17 protein-coding genes and 2 pseudogenes are annotated in these 21,555 nt (G+C 40.5%); 8 read left to right on the top strand and 11 right to left on the bottom strand.

The window, feature by feature from the left end:
* Nucleotides 1-35: 35 nt before the first annotated feature.
* Both hemL and thiE read right to left on the bottom strand, forming a co-directional pair.
* The gene (gene hemL / locus ACG9ZB_RS09650) at nucleotides 36-1,334 is read right to left on the bottom strand and encodes a glutamate-1-semialdehyde 2,1-aminomutase (protein WP_419325520.1); all 1,299 of its coding nucleotides are present in this window, start codon (nucleotides 1,332-1,334) and stop codon (nucleotides 36-38) included.
* Between the two features lie 42 nt (nucleotides 1,335-1,376).
* Nucleotides 1,377-1,997, bottom strand: coding sequence for a thiamine phosphate synthase (thiE, locus tag ACG9ZB_RS09645; RefSeq protein ID WP_419325519.1), 621 nt, complete (start codon nucleotides 1,995-1,997; stop codon nucleotides 1,377-1,379).
* A gap of 373 nt (nucleotides 1,998-2,370) precedes the next feature.
* Between thiE and ACG9ZB_RS09640 the strand changes: the two genes are divergently transcribed.
* Complete coding sequence (locus ACG9ZB_RS09640) at nucleotides 2,371-3,399, top strand: IS701-like element ISAba11 family transposase (RefSeq protein WP_200223593.1); 1,029 nt, start codon at nucleotides 2,371-2,373, stop codon at nucleotides 3,397-3,399.
* Between the two features lie 222 nt (nucleotides 3,400-3,621).
* On the opposite strand, the gene ACG9ZB_RS09635 is transcribed toward ACG9ZB_RS09640, so the two are convergent.
* Nucleotides 3,622-4,005 carry an Mpo1-like protein gene (locus tag ACG9ZB_RS09635; protein WP_419325518.1) on the bottom strand — a complete coding sequence of 128 codons (384 nt, stop codon included), beginning with the start codon at nucleotides 4,003-4,005 and terminating at the stop codon, nucleotides 3,622-3,624.
* A 285-nt stretch (nucleotides 4,006-4,290) separates the two neighbouring features.
* Here ACG9ZB_RS09635 and ACG9ZB_RS09630 point away from each other — a divergent pair, with 285 nt between their 5' ends.
* Complete coding sequence (locus ACG9ZB_RS09630; protein WP_419325516.1) at nucleotides 4,291-5,751, top strand: CYTH domain-containing protein; 1,461 nt, start codon at nucleotides 4,291-4,293, stop codon at nucleotides 5,749-5,751.
* A 399-nt stretch (nucleotides 5,752-6,150) separates the two neighbouring features.
* Entirely contained in the window at nucleotides 6,151-7,614 is a 1,464-nt protein-coding gene (locus tag ACG9ZB_RS09625; protein WP_419325515.1) for a CHAD domain-containing protein, read from the top strand.
* 68 nt (nucleotides 7,615-7,682) lie between these two features.
* On the opposite strand, the gene ACG9ZB_RS09620 is transcribed toward ACG9ZB_RS09625, so the two are convergent.
* Nucleotides 7,683-8,315 carry a hypothetical protein gene (locus ACG9ZB_RS09620; RefSeq protein WP_419325514.1) on the bottom strand — a complete coding sequence of 211 codons (633 nt, stop codon included), beginning with the start codon at nucleotides 8,313-8,315 and terminating at the stop codon, nucleotides 7,683-7,685.
* A gap of 114 nt (nucleotides 8,316-8,429) precedes the next feature.
* Here ACG9ZB_RS09620 and ACG9ZB_RS09615 point away from each other — a divergent pair, with 114 nt between their 5' ends.
* A complete protein-coding gene (locus tag ACG9ZB_RS09615) occupies nucleotides 8,430-8,825 on the top strand; it encodes a DUF3144 domain-containing protein (protein ID WP_004696747.1) in 396 nt (131 codons plus the stop codon).
* Nucleotides 8,826-8,946: 121 nt separating this feature from the next.
* Nucleotides 8,947-9,962: pseudogene (locus tag ACG9ZB_RS09610) on the top strand (amidohydrolase family protein).
* A 91-nt stretch (nucleotides 9,963-10,053) separates the two neighbouring features.
* Here ACG9ZB_RS09610 and ACG9ZB_RS09605 read toward each other — a convergent pair.
* The 3 genes from ACG9ZB_RS09605 to ACG9ZB_RS09595 all read right to left on the bottom strand — a co-directional run bounded on the left by ACG9ZB_RS09605 (nucleotide 10,054) and on the right by ACG9ZB_RS09595 (nucleotide 15,346).
* Entirely contained in the window at nucleotides 10,054-12,831 is a 2,778-nt protein-coding gene (locus ACG9ZB_RS09605; RefSeq protein ID WP_419325512.1) for a M16 family metallopeptidase, read from the bottom strand.
* Between the two features lie 146 nt (nucleotides 12,832-12,977).
* Nucleotides 12,978-13,805 (bottom strand): PhzF family phenazine biosynthesis protein, encoded by an 828-nt coding sequence (locus ACG9ZB_RS09600; protein ID WP_419325510.1) that lies wholly within the window; start codon nucleotides 13,803-13,805, stop codon nucleotides 12,978-12,980.
* A gap of 152 nt (nucleotides 13,806-13,957) precedes the next feature.
* Nucleotides 13,958-15,346 carry an L-cystine transporter gene (locus tag ACG9ZB_RS09595; protein ID WP_419325509.1) on the bottom strand — a complete coding sequence of 463 codons (1,389 nt, stop codon included), beginning with the start codon at nucleotides 15,344-15,346 and terminating at the stop codon, nucleotides 13,958-13,960.
* A gap of 159 nt (nucleotides 15,347-15,505) precedes the next feature.
* Between ACG9ZB_RS09595 and ACG9ZB_RS09590 the strand changes: the two genes are divergently transcribed.
* Together ACG9ZB_RS09590 and ACG9ZB_RS09585 are read left to right on the top strand one after the other, a co-directional pair.
* On the top strand, nucleotides 15,506-16,111 hold the full coding sequence (locus ACG9ZB_RS09590; RefSeq protein WP_419325507.1) for a flavin reductase family protein: 606 nt from the start codon (nucleotides 15,506-15,508) through the stop codon (nucleotides 16,109-16,111).
* A gap of 108 nt (nucleotides 16,112-16,219) precedes the next feature.
* Nucleotides 16,220-17,422: a YbfB/YjiJ family MFS transporter gene (locus ACG9ZB_RS09585; RefSeq protein ID WP_419325505.1), complete on the top strand. Its 1,203-nt coding sequence runs from the start codon at nucleotides 16,220-16,222 to the stop codon at nucleotides 17,420-17,422.
* Nucleotides 17,423-17,628: 206 nt separating this feature from the next.
* On the opposite strand, the gene ACG9ZB_RS09580 is transcribed toward ACG9ZB_RS09585, so the two are convergent.
* The 3 genes from ACG9ZB_RS09580 to icd all read right to left on the bottom strand — a co-directional run bounded on the left by ACG9ZB_RS09580 (nucleotide 17,629) and on the right by icd (nucleotide 20,233).
* Complete coding sequence (locus ACG9ZB_RS09580) at nucleotides 17,629-18,180, bottom strand: M23 family metallopeptidase (RefSeq protein WP_419325504.1); 552 nt, start codon at nucleotides 18,178-18,180, stop codon at nucleotides 17,629-17,631.
* Nucleotides 18,181-18,530: 350 nt separating this feature from the next.
* Nucleotides 18,531-18,695, bottom strand: a complete 165-nt coding sequence (locus ACG9ZB_RS09575) for a hypothetical protein (RefSeq protein ID WP_419325502.1) — start codon at nucleotides 18,693-18,695, stop codon at nucleotides 18,531-18,533.
* A gap of 284 nt (nucleotides 18,696-18,979) precedes the next feature.
* The gene (gene icd, locus ACG9ZB_RS09570) at nucleotides 18,980-20,233 is read right to left on the bottom strand and encodes an NADP-dependent isocitrate dehydrogenase (protein ID WP_419325501.1); all 1,254 of its coding nucleotides are present in this window, start codon (nucleotides 20,231-20,233) and stop codon (nucleotides 18,980-18,982) included.
* A gap of 197 nt (nucleotides 20,234-20,430) precedes the next feature.
* Between icd and ACG9ZB_RS09565 the strand changes: the two genes are divergently transcribed.
* Nucleotides 20,431-21,219, top strand: coding sequence for a pseudouridine synthase (locus ACG9ZB_RS09565; RefSeq protein WP_419325499.1), 789 nt, complete (start codon nucleotides 20,431-20,433; stop codon nucleotides 21,217-21,219).
* 116 nt (nucleotides 21,220-21,335) lie between these two features.
* On the opposite strand, the pseudogene ACG9ZB_RS09560 reads toward ACG9ZB_RS09565, so the two are convergent.
* Nucleotides 21,336-21,555: pseudogene (locus tag ACG9ZB_RS09560) on the bottom strand (IS701 family transposase); the annotation flags it as partial.

Here is a 21,555-nt window from a genome sequence, read left to right as displayed (position 1 = left end):
CAAATGAGATGGGCTTTTTTAGCAAGGACAAATACTTACTTCATACTTGCAAAAACTTCTTTCGCTGCTTGCAGGGTAAATTCAATATCTTCATCAGAATGAGCAGCTGAAATAAAGCCAGCCTCAAATGCAGATGGTGCAAGGTTTACACCACGGTATAACATGCCATGAAAGAACTTACGGAATGCATCGATATCACACTTCAGCATCGAGTCGAAGCTGGTAATGTCTTCTTGATCGGTAAAGTACAAACCAAACATACCGCCCACTTGTTGTGTTTTAAAAGCAATACCCGCTTCATCAGCTGCAGCTTGTAAACCCACAAGCAGTTTTTCTAGCTGCGCTGTCAATTTTTCATAAAAACCATCTTGGCGCAGGTGTTTAAACATCTCAATCCCTGCACGCATTGCAAGTGGATTCCCCGACAGTGTTCCAGCTTGGTAAACTTTACCCAGTGGAGCAATACACTCCATCACTTCTCGTTTCCCACCAAAAGCACCAACGGGTAAGCCTGCACCAATAATTTTACCCAATGTGGTTAAATCAGGAGTCACACCATAGTGAGCTTGCGCACCACCCAATCCAACACGGAAACCAGTCATCACTTCATCAATGATAAAAACAGCACCATGTTCATCACATACATCACGAATCGCTTGTAAGAAGCCTTCGATTGGTTTGACTAGGTTCATATTCCCTGCCACAGGCTCCACAATCACCCCTGCAATCTCTGAACCAAACTTAGCAAAGCACTCTTTTAAAGTAGCAATATCGTTATATGGAAGAGTAAGCGTGTGTTTAGCAAAGTCGGCAGGAACACCTGCCGAAGTTGCTTCACCTTCGCCGCTGGTTAACAAACCTGAACCTGCTTTTACTAGCAGTGAGTCTGAATGACCGTGGTAACAGCCTTCAAATTTTACAATCTTGTCGCGACCTGTATAACCACGTGCAAGACGAATGGCGGTCATGGTTGCTTCAGTGCCTGAGTTGGTCATACGAACCAGCTCAATTGACGGCATAATTTCACAAATAATGTCGGCTAAAGTCGTTTCATGCACGGTAGGTGCACCGAAGCTTAAACCATCCACTGCAGCATTTTGAACGGCTTTAATAATTTCAGGATGAGCATGACCTAAAATCATTGGTCCCCATGAGCCCACATAGTCTACATAGCGCTTACCATCCACATCGTACAAGTATGCACCTTGCGCCTTTTCAATAAAGATAGGCGTTCCACCTACGCTATTAAATGCACGTACAGGTGAGTTCACACCACCCGGAATATGTTTGCTTGCTTGTTTAAACAATTGTTCTTGCTTTGGAGATAAGCTCATGAAGTTACTCAACTCAAAAAATAAAAAAACATCTAAAAACTCTTAAGCTTTAGATGCAAATAAATCAGCCCACTGTTCTATACGATCAGGAATCGCAGACATTGATAGCCCTAATATATCACTAATCACCGCACAAAGGTCGGCACCAGCATCGATCACTTCACCTGAATTTTCAACTGTTAAGCCACCAATAGCACAAATCGGCACATTCAATTGGGCTTTGGCTTCCTTTAACGTCTCCAAACCGATATTGCCTGCTTCTGGCTTGGTCTCAGTTGCGTAAATTGCACCAAAAGCAACGTATGTTGCACCTTCAGCAATCGCCTTTTCAGCCAGCTGAATCGAGTTCAAACACGTACGACCAATTACAACATCTTTTGGCAAGCGTGCAACCGCTTCGGCAACTTCGCCATCACCTTGCCCTAAATGCACACCAACGCCATATTTAACGGCCATTTCTAAGTCATCGTTGATCACAAAAGGAACACAATACTCAGCGCACATCGCTTTCATATACTCGACTTCGTAAGCCTGTTCTTCTTTGGGTACTTTTTTACGGCGATACTGCAAAATGGCAACTTCACGTGTTGCCATTGCACCTTCTAATTTAGCCAAAAGTAGCTCTAAAGGATCATCATTTGTAATTAAATATAAACCACGCATTTAACTCTACCTTTGGGTTATCTCATTCTATTATAAAGCTAAAGGCGACTGATGCTTTAATGAATTGGAACTGAAAATGCATTGCTTTGCACAAAAATCCCGCGACCAAGCCCAAGCTATATAAAAATACCTATTTTCAGTGATAGTCGCCCCACCGCTTTCGCAGTTTAATGGATACAGAAAGCAACAAGAATAAAATAAAAACAACAACTTTATAACAAGAATAAGAGACACTCAGCGATCTGATACGGCTTTTTAGCTTTTTAAACCAGTGGTGTTTGAACAACATCATAAAAGCTAAAAAGCCGCATATTTTATAGGACTTACGCATTGACGGATTCAAAAAAGTATTAAAATACTTTATAAAGTATCTGTGATCAGACGAATTAAAAATGCTTCTACAGCAACTTGTACTCTACCCATTTATATGGGCTTTCTCATGACAGAACCGAACTCTATTAGCTGCACACAACTTGCCGAGACTTATAATATCTCGCATGATAGTGTAAATCGCTTTCTAGAGCGTGAAGACTACACACCTCACGACCTATATCAAGAAGCAATTCAACATATTGATAATAATAAACTTATAGTCAGTATTGATGATACTGTTTTAGATAAACCATATAGTCAACATATGGACTTAGTTAGCTATTTTTGGTCAGGCAAACACCACCGATCCGTCAAGGGTATTAATCTCATTACCTTGTATGCGACAGATCAAAATGGTCAAAATATTCCAATTAATTTCCGAATTTATGACAAATCTGAAAGTAAAACCAAGAATGATTACTTTATGGATATGTTAAGTGAAGTACTCAGTTGGGGTGCAAAGATTCAATTTATTACAGGTGATAGTTGGTATTCATCGACTGGAAATCTAAAAACCATAAGAAAATATGGTATTCGATTTATGTTTGGTATCGACTGTAACCGTAAGGTTTCCCCAGAAAAAGGACAATGGTTTCAACTGCGTTTATTGCCAGATTTCCATCAGGGTCAAGTGGTCTGGCTCAAAGATTTTGGCTTTGTACAATTATTTAAGACTCAGTTAAAAGAACAGCAGAGGTTTTATATTGTGCATCAAGATGAAGATGATTTATTGTCCTTTGAGGGTTTTCATGAATTACATTCAAGTCATTGGAAAATAGAACAATATCACCGAGTGATTAAACAGGTTTGTCATATTGAAAAGTTTCAAGTAAGACGATCTAAACTGATTTTGAATCATATTTTTTCAGCCTTGATGGCCTACGTCGAGATACAAAAGAACCAGTTTGAGGGGATCTTTGAAAATGTATATCGTTGGCAGAAGAAATTATTTAGACCAATCATCAAAGACTTCATTGATGACTTTATTCTCGATAAAAATCATCTGCTACCACAGAGAATCTATAAATGATAGTGCGTAAGTCCTATTTTATTTAAAATCCACATAAAAAAAGCCTAGAGAAGGTCGCTCTAGGCTTGGAAAACTAAAAGCACTTTAAAGTTCAAAGCACTTATATATTATTTGATGAAAATATAATCAACGACCTCATTATTAGAACATTAACTCATACTTTGCAACTGTTAATTTCAAGCTTTTCATAAAACTTTCATGAGGAAGTCACAAAGTGCTTCACTAACTTGGAATTTTATCCAAGGCACGATCTTGTAAGCTTAAATTTCCACTTAAAACATCGCAAAACATGCGCCAGTCAGAAATAAAACTATACAAAGGCTGTTTAAAACTGGCCGGCTTATTTTTTTCAAAAACAAAATGACCTACCCACGCACAGGCATAGCCAGAGACTAAGCCGTATATAAAATAACGCGGCTTGCGTTTAAGTATGGCTTTAGAGAAAAAGTACAGCCCAATCGAACTGCCCGCGACATGTAGCCGACGACTCATGATGTTGCGGTGTTCTGTTAGATAAAAACGATAAAACTGGTGATAGTCCTTAATCGGCAATTGAAAATTAGGTTCAGCGTCGTGTTCCTGTTTCGGTTCAACCTGAGCATTCATCTGTCATCATCCTGATGGTTTTTTACCAACATAGCTGAAAATTTGCAATCTGCAAAGTGCAATCGCCTCTGGGCGCGTGTCTACTAAAAACAGAATTGTTTTTGATCAATCTCATGCTGCAACTTTGTTTTATTGTGTCGTCAAGTCTTACATACTGTCTCTTTTTCGCTACAATCCAGTGGTCGATTGGTGTGCCTTTAGCGCACATAAAAACAAACTACAGATCATGCATCTAAATACATAAAGGCTTGGCACTGACCTAGCCCCTCAAATTAGGAATTTTTCATGGTTGAAATTGAATTAAAATTTCAGATTAGCGAAGCACGACGTACCGCCCTTCTTAAAGCTTTAGATCCTAAAAAATCTGAAACGATTCAACTTCAAGCCAAGTATTTTGACACGACTGATCGCCTCTTGGCCCAACACGGCGCTGCTTTGCGTCAGCGTCTTGAAGGTACTTGCTGGATTCAAACACTCAAAGCCGCAGGTAAAAGTCATTTACATCGTTTTGAACATAATCACAATTTGGGTGAGTTAGAATCATCTCCTGAACTGGACTTAAGCATTTATAAAGCTATTCCAGAGGCTCAACAGATTTTAACCCAAGCTTTAGGCTCAGATGCAGCTGCGTTAAAGCTCACCTTTGAAACGGACATCCAACGTACCTATCGCGTCATTGAGTTTGAAGATGCTGAAATTGAAGTCTGTTTAGATGATGGTGTAGTTCGTGCATCTGGTCGAGAACAGACCATCCATGAGGTAGAGTTTGAACTCAAATCCGGCTCTGTTCAGTCGCTTTTGGCCTTTAGTTTTGAATGGGTGAAGAAGTATCAACTGTGGTTAGATGTCCGCAGCAAAGCCGAAATGGGTAATCTACTGGCACTTGAGCAAACCGTAAGTCCAGCACGTTTTGAAAAAGAGTTCGTCTTATCGAAAAAAGAAAGTGCAGCACATAACCTGAGTTTACTGATTGGTCAGCAAATGCAGAATTTACTGCCGAATATTGCTGCAATTTCAGCAGGTGTTGCTGAGCAAAGCCATATTGATCAAGCACAAACCGCTTTAGAGCACTTACAACTAACCTTGGCTTTGTTTAAGGACTGGAATAGCAATATTTCTGATAAATGGGCAATGCAAATTGCCGCATTTAAGCATCAGTTTGATCATTTACAACATTTGCAGCATATGCAAAGAACCCTAGGCGCTTTTCTTCAGAATCCAACTACCACTGAAAATCTTGCCAAAGACATTTTATATGCTCAAGAAAAGCTTGGAAATTTAGTTAAATCGACGCAGAACGTACATCATTATCTTGAATTATTGACCTTTAGTTTAAGCTCACATGATCAAGTGCAAAAGCAAGATTTAAAAACCTATGCACACAACACCCTACAAAACCAATATCGACAGCTACAAGAAAGCTTAAATGCTGCCGATATTAGCCACTTTGAAAGTTTAGATGTTGTGGCGCAGAAAATTAAGGAACTGAAGTTTAGCTTTCCTATTTTAACGTCAATTTATGATGTGAAAAATTTGCAGAAATACAGTAAAGCGTTAAACGATGCACAACAAGCCGCACATGAATATCAAATCTTAGCGACTTCTGCTGCGTACATTCAACAAACAGAGTTAGAAGCCAGTGATTGGTTTGTTTTGGGCTGGCTTACAGCAAAACTTGAAGTCTATGCCGATAAACTTTTAGAAGCGACAAAACAGTTCTTAGTTAGCCGAAAATTCTTAAAATAACGCTCTGTATAGCATAAGCAGTCGTGTTAAATACATGACTGCTATCATCCCCCACAAAGCCTGACAAGCCGCAAAACTGCGATAGAAGATCGTGATTGGTATCTCCAAACCACTAATTTATCTGTGACAAAACGGCCTATTATCAAAACAATACAGGCTTCATATTCATTTTTATTCTTAAAAAGTAAGCCTATACATGCCTACTCAATGTAAATTTATTATCACTTCGATGTAACCATCTGTACTTATTAACTCTGCATATTTCTAACCACTATCTTCATTTTAAAAGTGAAATCTAGGTCACTATTTCTGCGCTTTTAGCTTATACACATTTAAAATTTGTCTTTTTTTTATTCAATTTAGCATATAGTAAAACGTAGGTTGTCATGAGTCAGGGCTATGCAAGAGATTGAGTTTAAGTTTCAAGTTCCAGTTAAGAAGCGTAAGGCATTACAAAAAGCTTTTACACTGCTCAAGGCTGAGCCGATTCATTTAGCAGCCCAATACTTTGATACAGCGGATCAAACACTTGCTAAGCATTGCATCGCGATTCGACGTCGTCAGGAAAATGGTGAATTTAAACAAACCTTCAAAGCAGTGAATACCGCAAAAGCATTGAGTCGCTTTGAACTTGAATTTGATATAGAGCCACCTGAGACGACTACACTCGACTTAGATAACTATAAAAAAGATTATTCCGCTATCTACAAAAAATTAAAACGCGCTTTGGGGCTTCCACTTCCACCCCTTGAATTGCTCTTTGAAACCAAGATCCAACGTTTACGCGTTTTGCAAAATATTGGAAGTAGTACAGTTGAAATTGCTATCGATATTGGCAAAATTTTTAAAGAACAAAGCAGTGTGGATATTTTCGAAATCGAATTTGAATTAAAACAAGGATCAATAGAAGATTTGATCGCATTTATACAACCTTGGATTCAAAAATACCAACTAAGTCTCGACACACATAGCAAGTCAGACTATGGACTTCAGGCCGTTCGTCAGCAAAGTTACTTTCCTGCACAGTATCAAACACCTCTTGTACTGAACAGAAGCTTAAGCGAAGTTGAGGCTCTACAAAGCATAATAGCCAATTGCCTACAGCATTTACTTCCCAATGCCAGTTCAATTGCTCGACAGCAGTACTCCAGTGAGCATACACACCAAGCCCGAGTGGCAATCCGCCGCTTACGTACCGCACTGAAAAGTTTTGCTGCATGGTCGGACGCCATTCAACCACACTGGAAAGCGGAACTCACCACTATTTTTCAAGCCTTAGGTGGAACACGTGATATCGATGCGCTGAACGAAGACTTACTCCCTCAACTGATTGAGGCAGGTTATCCATTAGATCATCTTGCGCCAAGTACAGAAGTCATCACTGATATCTCCGCCCTATTTCAACGACCCGAAACGACGCAACTTTGGCTTGAATTGATTTTATTTACAGAGCAAAAACTAGATTCGCCTTCAAAAGCCAAACTGAAAAAGCATGCACTCAAAGTGATACATGCTTTACACCATAACATATGCGCACATGCCGAGCACTTTAGCCAGCTTGAAGATGAGGAAAAACACCGCGTTCGTAAGCAAGTCAAACAACTGCGTTATAGCATTGAGTTTGTGGCGTCTTTACTCGATGCAAAAGCGTTAAAAACCTATTTAAAAAAACTCAAAGCAGTGCAAGAAAGCTTGGGACACTATAACGATTTGGTGGTTGCAGACGCCTTATTTCAACAAGCTACAGAACCGAATGCTGCCTATGGTTTTGCTGCAGGCTGGATCGCCGCGGAAAAAAATAGAATGCTGAAATTAGTTGAACAACAGGTGATGCAGTTCAGTCAAACCAAAAAGTTGAAATAGACGTTTAAATCAGAACACACATCAGCAGTGAAAGGCTCTTTTATAAGTGAATTCTGCCAGCACCTAAGTTAACGATACTTGCCGTATACTTTCCACGTGTTGTTATCTGCGAGTGGATCATTATAACTATCGCTACGCTGTTTACGTGGTTTGTCTCGCGCATCGACCAACTCAAAGTGTGCTTCGGTACTTAACACGATACCATTTACATAAAATCGGGTACGGGTATATTCACTCTGTCCATGCTGAAACACATAGGTTCTGAGGTCAATAAACTCACGATGAGCAACCAAGGCGGCATTATCATCGCTGTCCAACCAAGCGCGCATAGCCTGTACCTGTTCTGGTTCAAATTGTCCACATTTTTCGATTAAGCTCGCAATACCACGAAAACTTTTAGACTCTTTGGCACGGGTTTTATTAATCCGAATCCGATCGACGTGAAAATAAAACAGCGGTAAGTTCAAATGGCTGGGCAAATGAATTGCATCCAACACCTCATCTTCCATAAAGGGTTGAAACAAGTCTTGCGCCCGCTCAATCAAACCCGTCCACTGACGGTAGTAGTCCTCGACCTCTGCTTTCTTCCCGTAATAGATCGGTAAGCCTTCGACATTCGCTAAATTTTGTGGCGGCCAAATATTTTGACGCAATAAGGCAATATCACTTTTTAAACTTTGTACCGCAATCGCATCTTGCATGGATATTCTCTATTTTATTGCTTAGGCTATTTTTAGATTAAGGCAAAGGTTTAGTTTCTGCAAGGCTTTGCCTATAATGCAGTCTGAGTTATTTATGTATTTTAGGACAAGTTCATGGTTCAGAAGATTGAAGCAACAGATGTAACCGAAGAAGAAGCGTTGAATGCTGCTTTTTTTGAACGTGCAGATGAATTTATTAAGCAAGCAAACGATTTTTGTCGCACTGAAAAAGGTTCACAAGTGAAACCTGCTGAAATACGTGGCCAAGTGAGTGCTGCGATGTTGTTTGGTACAGCCCGTTTTAACACGTGGGTGGCAGCCAACAACTTTAAAGATGGCGATGAAATGCGTGATGCCAAAGAACAAGTGATGTCTTATATTTTGCAGCAGTTTCAAATGATGCTTGAAGACAACTATGACGAATATTGTGAACAGTTTGAAAACTACCTTCGTTTCCGTCATAACGAAGAATTTCATGCCAACAAGCACGACCACAAACACGATCACTGATCAATCAAAGCCTGTTTCGTGCAGGCTTTTTTCATTTCGTCATATTTGAAACGAAATACAATGTTGCAACACCTCAATTTACAGTATGGTAATCGCTAAGGAATATGACTTAGGGAAGAACATGCAGCATTTGGACTTTGCACTCATCGATCCACACATCCATCAGTGGGATCCCTATAACACGCCACATGCAGCGGCTTTGGCAGTTAAATTATTGGGCAAGCATCCTAAGCTTTTGGACAAAATGGTTCGTTTGGTGAAACCTAAAGATCTGATTGAAACCATCGGTCTAACCCGTCATATTACACGTCCGTATTTGCCCCAAGACTATAAACTCGATACTGGCCCATACACAGTCGAACAAGTGGTACATGTCGAAGCCAGTTGGCATCACAGCAAAGGCAAAGGTGTGGTTGAGGAAACTCAGTTTATCGAGTCTTTAGCTTTTGGGGTAGATACGGTCAAATTGGGTGGCATCGTCGCAACAGCTGACCCACGTGATCGTAACTTTAAAAAGATCCTAAAATTACACCATAAAGCAAAGCAATCCATGCATGGACAGATGAGCCACACTTATATCGCAATAAAAAATTTCTCAAAGGCTTCGAAGTACTGTCCCAATACAACTTGAGTTTTGATGCTTGGGTTTATTCAACACAGCTTGAAGATGTGATTTATCTGGCCAAGCAGTTCCCTGAAACTTCCATTGTGCTAGACCATTTGGGTACACCCGCGGGTTTATTTGGCCCAATTGGCGCAAATACAGGCATGACACAGACGGCACGGGAAAATATTTTCTTCCGTTGGAAAGACGACTTAGCTGAGCTTGCAAGCTGTCCAAACGTCTATACCAAAATGTCGGTACTCTTCATGCCGGTATTAGGACATCGCTTTCATAAAGAAGGTCGACTGGCTTCCAAACAAGAAGTCTTTGACCTTGCACATCCCATGATTACACATGCCCTCGCCTGTTTTGGAACCTATCGGGTGATGTTTGCCTCTAACTTTCCGATGGATTCAGTCAGTACATCGTTGGTGAATATTATCGATGCCTTTAGCGATGTCGTCGCAGCCTATGCCCCTGATGCTTTAAAACGCGTATTCCATCACAATGCCAAACAATTTTATCGGCTTTAATTAAAAAAAATAAGAAAACTATTTTATAAAACCTATGATACAAAGAACCCCTCAATTTTGAGGGGTTCTTTTTAAATGAAAACTGAAATCTTTAATTTTTCAGCGCTGGTTGCGCTTTGCCATATTGGTCAGCCATCACTTCAACCAACTGATCCAGCTTAATATACTTCTGAATCACCGCATCAACATCGGCTTTACTAATTTTTGCCAATGCTAAATCACGCTGTTCGCGATCCAGTAAAGTACGATTACGCTTCATTTGAGGAATCAACATGCGATGGATATTGCGACTATCTTCAAGTGCAGTCACACGCTTTTTCAAAATATCAGCCTTGGCAGCTTCCACTTCTTGTTCAGTAACGCCTTTTGCCAGTAACTCATTCAACACTTTATACACGGCTTGAGACACTTGAGCCGATTTGCCCGCGCTATAGTTTGCATCAATCGTTAGCGCTCCTGACTCCGTCCAGTCATCCAACGAAATGCTGCTGCCGAAACCATAGACCAAGGCATTTTTTTCACGTAACTCTTGTGCCAAACGAGAAGATAACTGCGACTCACCTAAAATGTGCTCGAGTACCTGTAAAGCAGGTGCATCTGGGTGGGATGTACCCACAGGGAACGTCATAATGCTCTGATAGCTACCAAACTCACGCTGCTCTGACAGTGCATGTACACGCTGCGCTTTATATGCAGTAAAGTCAGAAGTAATCCGCTGATAAGGCGCTGCCGAATTCCAGTTTGCAAAAGCCTGATTTAAAGTCTTTTTCATCTTTTTCGTATCAATCACACCCGTTACCGAAATTTGTGCATGATTCATCGCAAAAAATTGCTGATACAGTTGTTTAACCTGTGCTTGTGTTGCAGCCTGATACTGCTTCTTGGCATATTCAGGCTCGAAGTGATGGCGAATATCCCCAATTGGATAAGTTTCAAGTAAACGCGCAATGGTTAAAGCTGCTACAGTTTCAGGCTCAGTATACGGTCGATCTAGACTTGCTAAGCTTTGTGACTTAATTAAATCAAACTGGCTTTGTTCAAAAGTTGGATTTTTAAGGACATCTACAACAAAGTTAAAAAACTCATCAAACTTTTCTTTCTTCGCCACGATTGAAATATTGATGCCGTTACCATTACTTGCTGCACTTGCACCACCGCCCGCATCAATAGAATGATCAGCAATGTCTTGCAAACTATATTGAGTTGACGCTCTGAGCAGTAAATAAGAAGTCAGGTCTAATAGCTCGGCCTTATTAAACAAACTTTCTGCCGTACCAAAGTCAATCGAAATGGTGGCATAAGTCTTATCGTCACGCGTAATACTTGGGTACAGCGCATATTGCATGCCATTTTTCAACTTGCCACGCTGAATTTGTTTTTCAGCACTTTCTAAATATTGCTTTGAACTTTTTACATACTCAGCAACTTCCGCTTTATACACACTTGCATCTTTCAATGGCTCTTCAGCCACAGCTTGCTGATCTAAAGTTTTTGCTGGGGTCGCTCCTGCCGCTTGTTCAAGTGCTTTTTTCTGATCTTCTGGGGTCGGTAAAATAGTGCCTGAAATACGATGTTCGGGTACTAAAAAGTCATCTAAGCGTTGGTTCACATCCGTAACACTGAGCTGTTGTAACTGTTGCTGATCTTTAAAGTATTGTGTCCAATCACCATTGGCAGAAACCACGTAGTCACTGAGCATACCACCAACTGCCGTTGCACTACTAAACATGCTTTCTTGTGCATTTTTAATCATGCTCTTCACACGGTTGAGCTCAACCTCGTTGAAGCTTGGTGTTTTTTCTACCCCAGCAACCAAAGCCGACTCAACTTTTTTCACATCATGGTTGGGTGCATAAACTGCGCCCATAAACACCATATTGAAATCTTGGTCTAACCATGTGGTTGACTGAACAGCTGTCGCCGTTCCCGTTTCTACAATGCTTTGGTACAAATGTCCACTGGGTTGCATGGTGTATAAATACGGTGACACCGCCAGAGCAGTCTTAATGTTCTCGTTTTTACCATTCAGGTAAATATTATATTTGGCTAAGTTACTGCCTTTTTTCACCACAAACTGGCGATCTTTAATCTTACTGGCATCTAAGACAGGTACTTTGACTTTCGCAGGCACAGCACGCGCTTTAATCGCACTAAACTTTTCATCTATCTGCTTCAGTACAGCAGCTTGGTCAAACTTGCCCGAAATGACAAACACCGCATTATTCGGTGCATACCAGTCACGATAAAACTTATTCAGTTCAGCCATTTTGATTGACTGTAACTCATTTAAATCACCAATCGGTAAACGCCCTAAATATTGATTGCCATAAGCAGACTTCCACATCTGATCCATGAGTACCGAAAATGGCTGATCCATACGGACTTCACGCTCGCGTTTTACAATCGCGATTTCAGACGGTACATATTTTTCTTGGAGCACCAAGCCGTCCATACGCTCAGCTTCAAGATTAATCAGCTCATTAATCGCATTTTGTTCAGGACGAACTACATTAATATATTTGGTTGAATAATAGTCCGTGCTGGCATTATTCATTAAACCGTATTGATCTAAACGGCGCTGAAACTCGTCCCCTGGCACATTTTTAGTCCCCTTAAACGCTAAATGTTCCAGTAGGTGTGCCAAACCGCCTTTACCTTTGGGATCGTTCAATGAACCGGTCAAATAGACCATATTCATATACACTTTATTTTCTTTATCGTTTGGCGCAAGAATAATACGTAAACCGTTATCTAATTTATATTCTTCAATTTTCTGTTCCGATTTTACCAATACGGGTTGTGCCCATACTGTGCCCCCAAAGCCAAGTAGCAATACCGATAAACTCAATGTTTTAAAACGCATTAACATTATTTTTCCAAATAATTCGACAAAATATGAATGATTCTCAACATCATAGAGGAAAGTGAAATTATTTTTATAGTAATTTGGTGAAAAATAGCATTTTAATCAATGCTTATTTTTCACCAGTAGTTTTAATTTAAAAGAATTACAACTTAATCTAAGTAAAGTTCAGCCGTCATATATAACTTGGCATAGCCAGAAATTTGGATCCGTGTTTCAGACTGAATATCACAGTACAGTAATCCACCACGGCTCGATGCCTGATAGGCAATCAATGAGGCTTTACCCAACTTCTCCGCCCACAGTGGTGCAAGACCTGTATGCATGGAGCCTGTCACAGGGTCTTCATTGATGCCTTTATGCGGTGCGAAATAACGCGCGATATAATCATAGTCTTGAGACGTTGAAGTCAGGGTAACATCCAAGTTTTCAGCAGTAATCGCAGTACTGACTTTATGTTTTTCTGCCAGTTGACGAATTTTATCTAAGTTCGGTTTGGCATCCTTAACAGCCTGCTCGGACTCACACACTAAAATATAAGCCTGTGGGTTTAAATAGACTTCTTTAATTTCACAATCGACCAATTCATGAATTTCCGTAGGATAGTCTTCTAACTTTTGCGGTGCACGAATTGGAAAATTCATATGAATCTTGCCATCAGAATCTTGATCAATGATAAAAATACCCAAGTCTTTTACATGAAACTGGATACGTTTAGCATCGGTATAGTCACGAAATAGGACGAAACTACTAGCTAAAGTCGCGTGCCCACAAAAGTCCACTTCAACCTGAGGGGTGAACCAACGAATTTCATAGTTTTCAGCATCAACCACTTTCACAAAAGCCGTTTCTGCCAAATTATTTTCCAAGGCAATATTCTGCATCAAATCTACTGCTAACCATTCATCACGCACAATCACAGCGGCAGGATTACCTTTGAATAATTCAGTTGTAAAGGCATCGACTTGATACATTTTCATCGTTTTTCTCCTAAATTGAAGCTTTATTTTGCAAAAAACTGAGTAAAAAAGTAGATACAGTTTTTAGTCATTTATGGATACACGCCCAATAAAAAGAAGCCTAATCATGAAGATAGGCTTCTTTTCAGTTCATAAGCTATATATTTCTCAGCTCAGACTTCTTTTAAGTCCACATTGTCTTGCTCAAAAATACGCTTATCCGTTTGACCTAAGACTTGACTGGTCACGACACCTGCTGTCATAGAACCATTCACATTCAAAGCCGTACGCCCCATATCAATTAAAGGCTCAATTGAAATAAGCAGTGCAACCAAAGTCACAGGCAAGCCCAGCATCGGCAGGACAATCAGTGCTGCAAATGTTGCTCCACCACCTACACCCGCCACCCCAATCGAGCTCAAGGTCACGACACAAACTAAAGTCAAAATCCAAATTGGATCGAGCGGATTAATACCCACTGTCGGTGCAACCATAACAGCCAACATCGCAGGATACAGCCCCGCACAGCCATTTTGCCCAATGGTCGTACCAAATGATGCTGAAAAGCTGGCAATCGATTCAGGTACGCCCAGACGTCGTGTTTGCGCTTCAATATTTAAAGGAATACTGGCAGCACTTGAACGGCTGGTAAACGCAAAGGTCAGCACAGGCCAAACCTTTTTAAAGAACTGAATTGGGTTCACGCCTGTGAGCACCAAAATCACGGCTTGCACGATAAACATAATCGCCAAACCGATATAAGACGCAACCAAGAAGCCACCTAAGTTTAAGATGTCCGCCATTTTAGAGTTGGCCACAATATTGGTCATGAGTGCGAACACACCATAAGGCGTGAGCATCATAATTAGACGCACCAACTTCATGACCCACGCTTGCAAGATATCTATTGCAGACAACAGCTTTTGCCCTTTCTCAGCATCCGCTTTCATGAGGTTCAAGCCTGCAATGCCTAAAAACACTGCAAAAATGACTACACTAATAATGGAGGTTGGATGTGCCCCTGTCAGCTCGGCAAAAGGATTGCTCGGAATAAATGACAGAAATAAATCAGGCACTTGCAAGTCAGCCACTTGCCCGACATAGTCAGTTTGAATTGTATTTAAACGTTCAGTTTCTTGTGTCCCTTGCACTAAACCTGCCGCAGTTAAGCCGAACAGATTGGTCACCACCACACCGACAAATGCAGCAATCGCTGTGGTAAATAACAAAGTCCCAATACTGATAAAACTAATTTTACCCAATGAACCCGCATCGTGCAGCTTAATCACAGCACCTAAAATGGAAACAAATACCAAAGGCATCACCACCATTTGTAGTAGTTTGACATAGCCTTTACCGACCAAATTAAACCACTGTACCGACTCTTGCAGTAGAGGCGAATTCGTACCATAAAACCCATGTAAAGCGAGACCAAAAACAATACCGAGACAGAGACCTGCCAGTACTTTCTTCGCTAAACTCCAATCGCTTTTACGGGTTTGGCCCAGTAAAAAAAGCAATGCAATAAAAATGATGACATTGACGATTAAAGGGATATTCATACTGTTTCCCTAAATGATGCTGTCATAATTATAAATCAAAATTTAAACGGGCTTACTGTTTTGCGCCATATTCCACGCTGAATGTACAAATTTAGACTAAATTGGCAGTTTTAGAATGTGGTATAAAGCATTTAAACGGCTGTTAAGGTGTTCTTTTATATGAATCAATCTTTGCTTAATCCTCACATTCTACCCGTCCCTTTAGAAAAAGCATATCGGCTACTCAACCACGGCCCAACCGTGCTGGTTTCCAGTCAAGATGATGAAAGCACCGATGTCATGACTGCAGCTTGGGCATGCGCCCTAGAGTTTAGCCCAGCCAAAGTGACGGTCGTACTCGATAAATCGACAAAAACCCGCAGTATTATTGAAAAATCGGGTTTGTTTGCGCTGCAAGTACCCACATTTAAACAACTAAAAATGGTCTACGCACTGGGCATGATCAGTCAATATGATGCCCCTGAAAAGTTACCTCAGTGTGGGGTCGAACTTTTTCAGTTTGGTCACAGCCCAATTCCAGTGGTTGAAGGCTGTAGCGCTTGGATTCTGTGTGAACTCATTCCTGAACCACATAATCAGCAACAGCATGACTTATTTATTGGCAAAGTCATTGCCGCTTATGCTGATGATCGGGTTTTTAGAGATGGACATTGGTACTACCATGAAGCCGCAGATGAATGGAAAAGTATCCATCATGTTGCAGGCGGACATTTTTATACCATTGGTGATGCGGTGGATATCAATCAACTCAAAGATACTGATTAAATTGACTGCGCCTTTACTCCGCTCGACTAAAGGCGGACATCACCCGATTGTTTTATTGTAAATTTCATCTTATAGTTCAAGTGTATTTTTTAAACAAATAGTCAAATTATGATGAACAGGACGTTCTCAAGCACCGTACAACTGAGTCTCTTTCTCTGCCTGAGTATGTGCTTGGGAATTGGCATTTTACGTTTTTCTTATACCGCTCTACTGCCGTCCACTCGCGAAGCCTATGAATGGTCACACAATTTCGCCAGCCTACTCGGTAGTGCCAATCTGCTAGGTTATCTGATCGGCGCGTTCTGGGCGATGAAGTTGCCACAAAATGCAAAAATGCCGATCTATATCATTTTTGCTGCGCTCTTTGGTTCAATCAGCCTGTTTGCCTGTGCATTTGCGTATCTTAATGAAGTTTGGTATTTGGTGTGGCGCATCATTTCAGGTATCGGCGGTGGTTTACTGATGATTCTATCGCCCAGTATTGTGGCACAGTGCAGTGAGTTACAGCACCGTTTTAAAATTAATCTAATTGGATTTAGCGGAATAGGAATTGGCGTATTGGCAGCCACGCTGTTTATGTCGTATTTAGACCGTATTTCAATCAGTAGCGCATGGTTCATTCTCTGTGGCTTTGCATTTGTCATTACGTGCTTATTATGGATACTGGTTCGCCCTTTCCAAAAGCAACTACACAGTATCCCTACAAGCCAGCCCCAGACTCATACAGTGAATAAAATTTACTATAGTTTACTCATTGTTTATGCCTGCAGCGCCTTTGCCTATATTCCCCATTCTTTGTTTTGGATTGATTATTTAAGCCATGTATTAACGCTAAATTTATATTGGATCAATTTTAACTGGATTTTATATGGCTTAGGCAGCGCTTTGGGTGCAGCGACAGCTTATGCTTTAGCGCGTAAATTTGGCAACTTTCTGGCTTTAAAGATTTTATACAGTGTCTATATTGCGGCAGTTTTTATTGCGGTTCTGAGTTTTTCACCTGTATTTACGCTCATGTCCTCATTCCTCACAGGCCTACTGAACCCTGCGGTGGTCTTTCTCACCTCCTACACCATCTTACAACTCTACGGCTTGGCCTATAAAAAACTGTGGAGTATGGCGACACTCAGCTTTGCAACGGTACAGCTGGTTGGTGGCTTAAGTTTTAGTACCTTGCAGCATTTGAGTTGGTCATATCACTTTCAGTTTATACTTGCTGCGGGTGTCCTCGGTTTAGGAACACTACAACTATTTTACTTTACCCGTACGACATCCAGATCCAATTCAACAACTAAAAAAGAGTCCTTATAATTCATATAAAAGATAGTCAAAAATAAACTACTTGCGTTAGTAAGTTACCCTTCTAGAGGGTCATTTGCTCAATGAGTAGTGATCTTTTTACTCGCATCTAAATATTACAAATGAACGATGTAAGTGTAAGAAGAAAAATTGATGAACCATCTATGAGCAAAAAAAAGAATGGATTCAATCTTTTATAGCTATAGACTAAAGCTTGGTTATTTCAATGCATTTAAAGTTAAATATGGATAAGGATTCACAGCTCCTTTTCCAGTCCTATAAATTCCATAGTGCAAATGTGGTGGCGTATTCTTGGCATTGCCCGTGTTCCCAACATAGCCCAATACTTCTCCCACTTCAACCCAATCACCCGTTTGAATATTAGGCGCATAAGCATCTAAATGTGCATAGTAGTGACGGCTTAAGTTTGGGCCCATTACCCATACTACTTGTCCACCTAGACTATTGAGGCCGACATCCAAGACAATGCCTGATGTAGCGCTTAAGACAGGTGTTCCACGTTTAGCGAAGATATCAATACCTTGATGTTTTCGTCCCTGACCACGTGCTGCCCCCCAAGTATCTTGTATCTGCTTATGGCTTACACTTTGTACAGGCACATTTAAGTTTTTCTCTAAAGGCGTTTTATATAACTGCCAATATAAATATGGATAACTCAAACCTGCTGCTTCACCCGAAGCCGGTGGCTGACATCCACTCATCAGCAGACTTATACTTAAAATAGCTCCACTCAGAACTAAACGAGGCATGATTCAACTACTCCGGTAATTTTTAGATATTAAAATAAGATAAAGTTACCTTTTCATACTAAATGCCTCATATATTGAAAGATATCCTATATATGTAACGGCAAAGCCCTCATATAAAATGAGGGCTTTGCTTCAAATAAACCACGTAAAACTACTTACGCTTCTTCAGTTTTTTCTCCAAGGCTTTCAGCTTAGACTGATGCTTAGAGATCTTTTTTAAACGTGCTTTGATCTTCTGTTTTAATGTTTTCACAACATTATTTGACATAGGGTCCTCCTTTGGTTCAACTCCCTTTGATCGATTCTTCCTTGAAATACCTTTAACATTCGTTCATGAAATAGCAATACGCCTAGCGTTGTTGCTGATCTGGGTTCGGTTGGTTTTGATTCGGCTGTTTTTGCTGACCTTGATTTGGTTTGGGTTGTTGTTGCTGATCTGGTTGTTCTTGCGGTTGATTCTGTTGTTGTTGACGTTGCTGCTGATTGTTCTGCTGTTGATTTTGTTGATTAGCCACGAGACTACTCCTTTATCATCTGCCGTAACATTCGACAAAGACCACCATACATCACTCAGCTAAAAACCCAAGCTATAAGCTGTATCAAAGTACTTCATTGTAATTACATATATAAATTATGATTAAAAATCAACTCTTCTTTTTATTGGACCTTACCTATACTCACTGAAAGTAAGAACCCTTTAACCTAGTTTTACATTGCAAACATATTTCCAAAGCTATTTTTCAATACAACAAAAGAAAACCCGCAGCATGTGCGGGTTTCTACCAATTCAGCTTAAAGCTTATTCCATATTCCCAATAATAGCCTCACCAAACTCTGAACAACGCAATAAGGTTGCATTCGGCATTAATCGCTCAAAATCATAAGTGACTGTTTTCGCCTCAATTGCCCCTGAAATCCCCTTAATGATCAAATCTGCCGCCTCTACCCAGCCCATATCTCGTAGCATCATTTCAGCAGAAAGAATAATGGAGCCTGGGTTGACTTTATCTTGACCGGCATATTTTGGCGCTGTTCCGTGCGTGGCTTCATAAACAGAAATCGCCCCGCCAATATTCGCACCCGGCGCAATACCAATCCCTCCAACTTCTGCAGCCAGTGCATCAGAAATATAGTCACCATTCAGATTTAAAGTCGCAATCACTGAATAGTCCGCAGGACGCATTAAAATCTGCTGCAAGAATGCATCGGCAATCACATCTTTAATGATGATGTCTTTACCATTTTTTGGATTTTTAATTTTTACCCATGGCCCGCCATCAATGAGCTCACCACCGAAACGGTCCATCGCAAGTTCATAGCCCCACTCTTTAAACGCTCCTTCGGTATATTTCATGATGTTGCCTTTATGAACCAAGGTCACACTCGGCTTATCATTATCAATCGCAAATTGAATCGCTTTACGCACAAGACGCTGCGTTCCCTCTTTCGATACGGGCTTAATCCCAATACCACAGTTATCTTCAAATCGGATTTTAGTCACGCCCATTTCTTCTTTGAGAAACTTAATCACTTTCTTCGCTTCAGGAGAGTCGGCTTTCCACTCGATTCCGGCATAAATATCTTCTGAGTTCTCACGGAAAATAACCATATCCGTCAGTTCAGGATGCTGAACAGGTGATGGTACCCCTTCAAACCAACGTACAGGACGTACACAGACGTACAAATCTAATTCTTGGCGTAGCGCCACGTTTAAAGAACGAATGCCCCCACCCACGGGTGTAGTTAAAGGGCCTTTAATTGAAACCACAAACTCGCGTAGCGCATCAAAAGTTTCTTCTGGCATATAAGAGCCATAAATTTTATTGGCTTTTTCACCACAATAGACTTCCATCCACTCAATCGAGCGTTTACCACCATATGCTTTTTGTACTGCAGCATCTACTACAGTTTTCATGGCTGGTGTAATGTCGACACCAATACCATCGCCTTCAATAAAAGGAATAATCGGTTGATTTGGAACATTTAATGATAAATCTGCGTTTACGGTAATTTTACTACCATCCGCAGGAACGATGATCTTCTGATAACCCATTTTGCAGGTGCTCCCTTTTATTATAATTAGCAAATTAAAAAAATAATTGCCGATAGACAATACTTTCCACTCTTCTTATCGCATAATAGCTTAATCGAATTCCGCTGTTTTTAAGATTTATACGAGAAATAACTACATTTCTCTATTAAATAAATCTTGATATTTCTTATTTTATGTAATTACAGAAGTTATTGACTATGAAAATCGTCATCCTGAATAAGCCCTATGACGTCCTCTCCCAGTTCCGTAAAGATGAAGCACATATGACGATGTCTGACTTTGTCAGCGACTCTACTTTGCGCTTGGCTGGTCGTTTGGATATGGACTCTGAAGGCTTGGTATTTTTAACCGACCATGGTGGTTTGAACCAATACATCACCAACCCTGCCAATAAAAAATTTAAAACATATTTGGTTCAGGTCGATGGTGATGTCACTGAGGAAGCCCTTGAGCAGTTGCGTAAAGGTGTAGAATTAAAAGATGGTATGACTTTACCTGCTAAAGCATCTAAAGTTGAACAACCTGAGTGGTTATGGGAGCGTGATCCTCCTGTACGTTTCCGTGCGTCTGTGCCGACTTCTTGGGTCGAAATTTCAATTTGTGAAGGCCGTAACCGTCAAGTACGTCGCATGACTGCTGCTGTAGGTTTTCCTACTTTACGTTTAATCCGTACTAAAATTGGTGCAATTGATTTGGTTCAAATGGGTTTACAACCAGGCGAAACTAAAGAAATCGAACCACTTTTATATCCTGACTTTCAAAATATTCCTGCGGAAGAACCTTACCGTTCTCGCTCTTATGTGAAAAAACCGGGTGGTACAGGTGGTAAGCCTATGGTTCGTAAGAACAAAGATGGTTCTGTGAAAAAGTCAGGTACAAAGCGTATTTGGCAAATGGATGATAGTGAGAAACCAAAGCGTAAAACCAATGGTACTACTCGTCCAAATACGAAAGCACCACGTGGTCGCGGACGTAATGGTCGTTAAAAATTAAGTATTTTAAAGCCCACGAAAGTGGGCTTTTTTTTTTGCTCAACTCAGAAACGCTTTAAATATAAATAAATGTTTTTCTATATTTATAGGACTTACGCATTGACGGATTCAAAATCCTTGAGCCAGACCACTTGACCCTGATGGAAATTCGGCAATAAACGCAGTTGAAACCATTGTCCTTTTTCTGGGGAAACCTTACGGTTACAGTCGATACCAAACATAAATCGAATACTATATTTTCTTATGGTTTTTAGATTTCCAGTCGATGAATACCAACTATCACCTGTAATAAATTGAATCTTTGCACCCCAACTGAGTACTTCACTTAAC

The organism is Acinetobacter johnsonii (assembly GCF_048551975.1).
GTDB lineage: Bacteria > Pseudomonadota > Gammaproteobacteria > Pseudomonadales > Moraxellaceae > Acinetobacter > Acinetobacter johnsonii_A.
The sequence above is the reverse complement of the archived record's forward strand: the minus strand, read 5'-3'. Positions and strand labels throughout refer to the sequence as shown.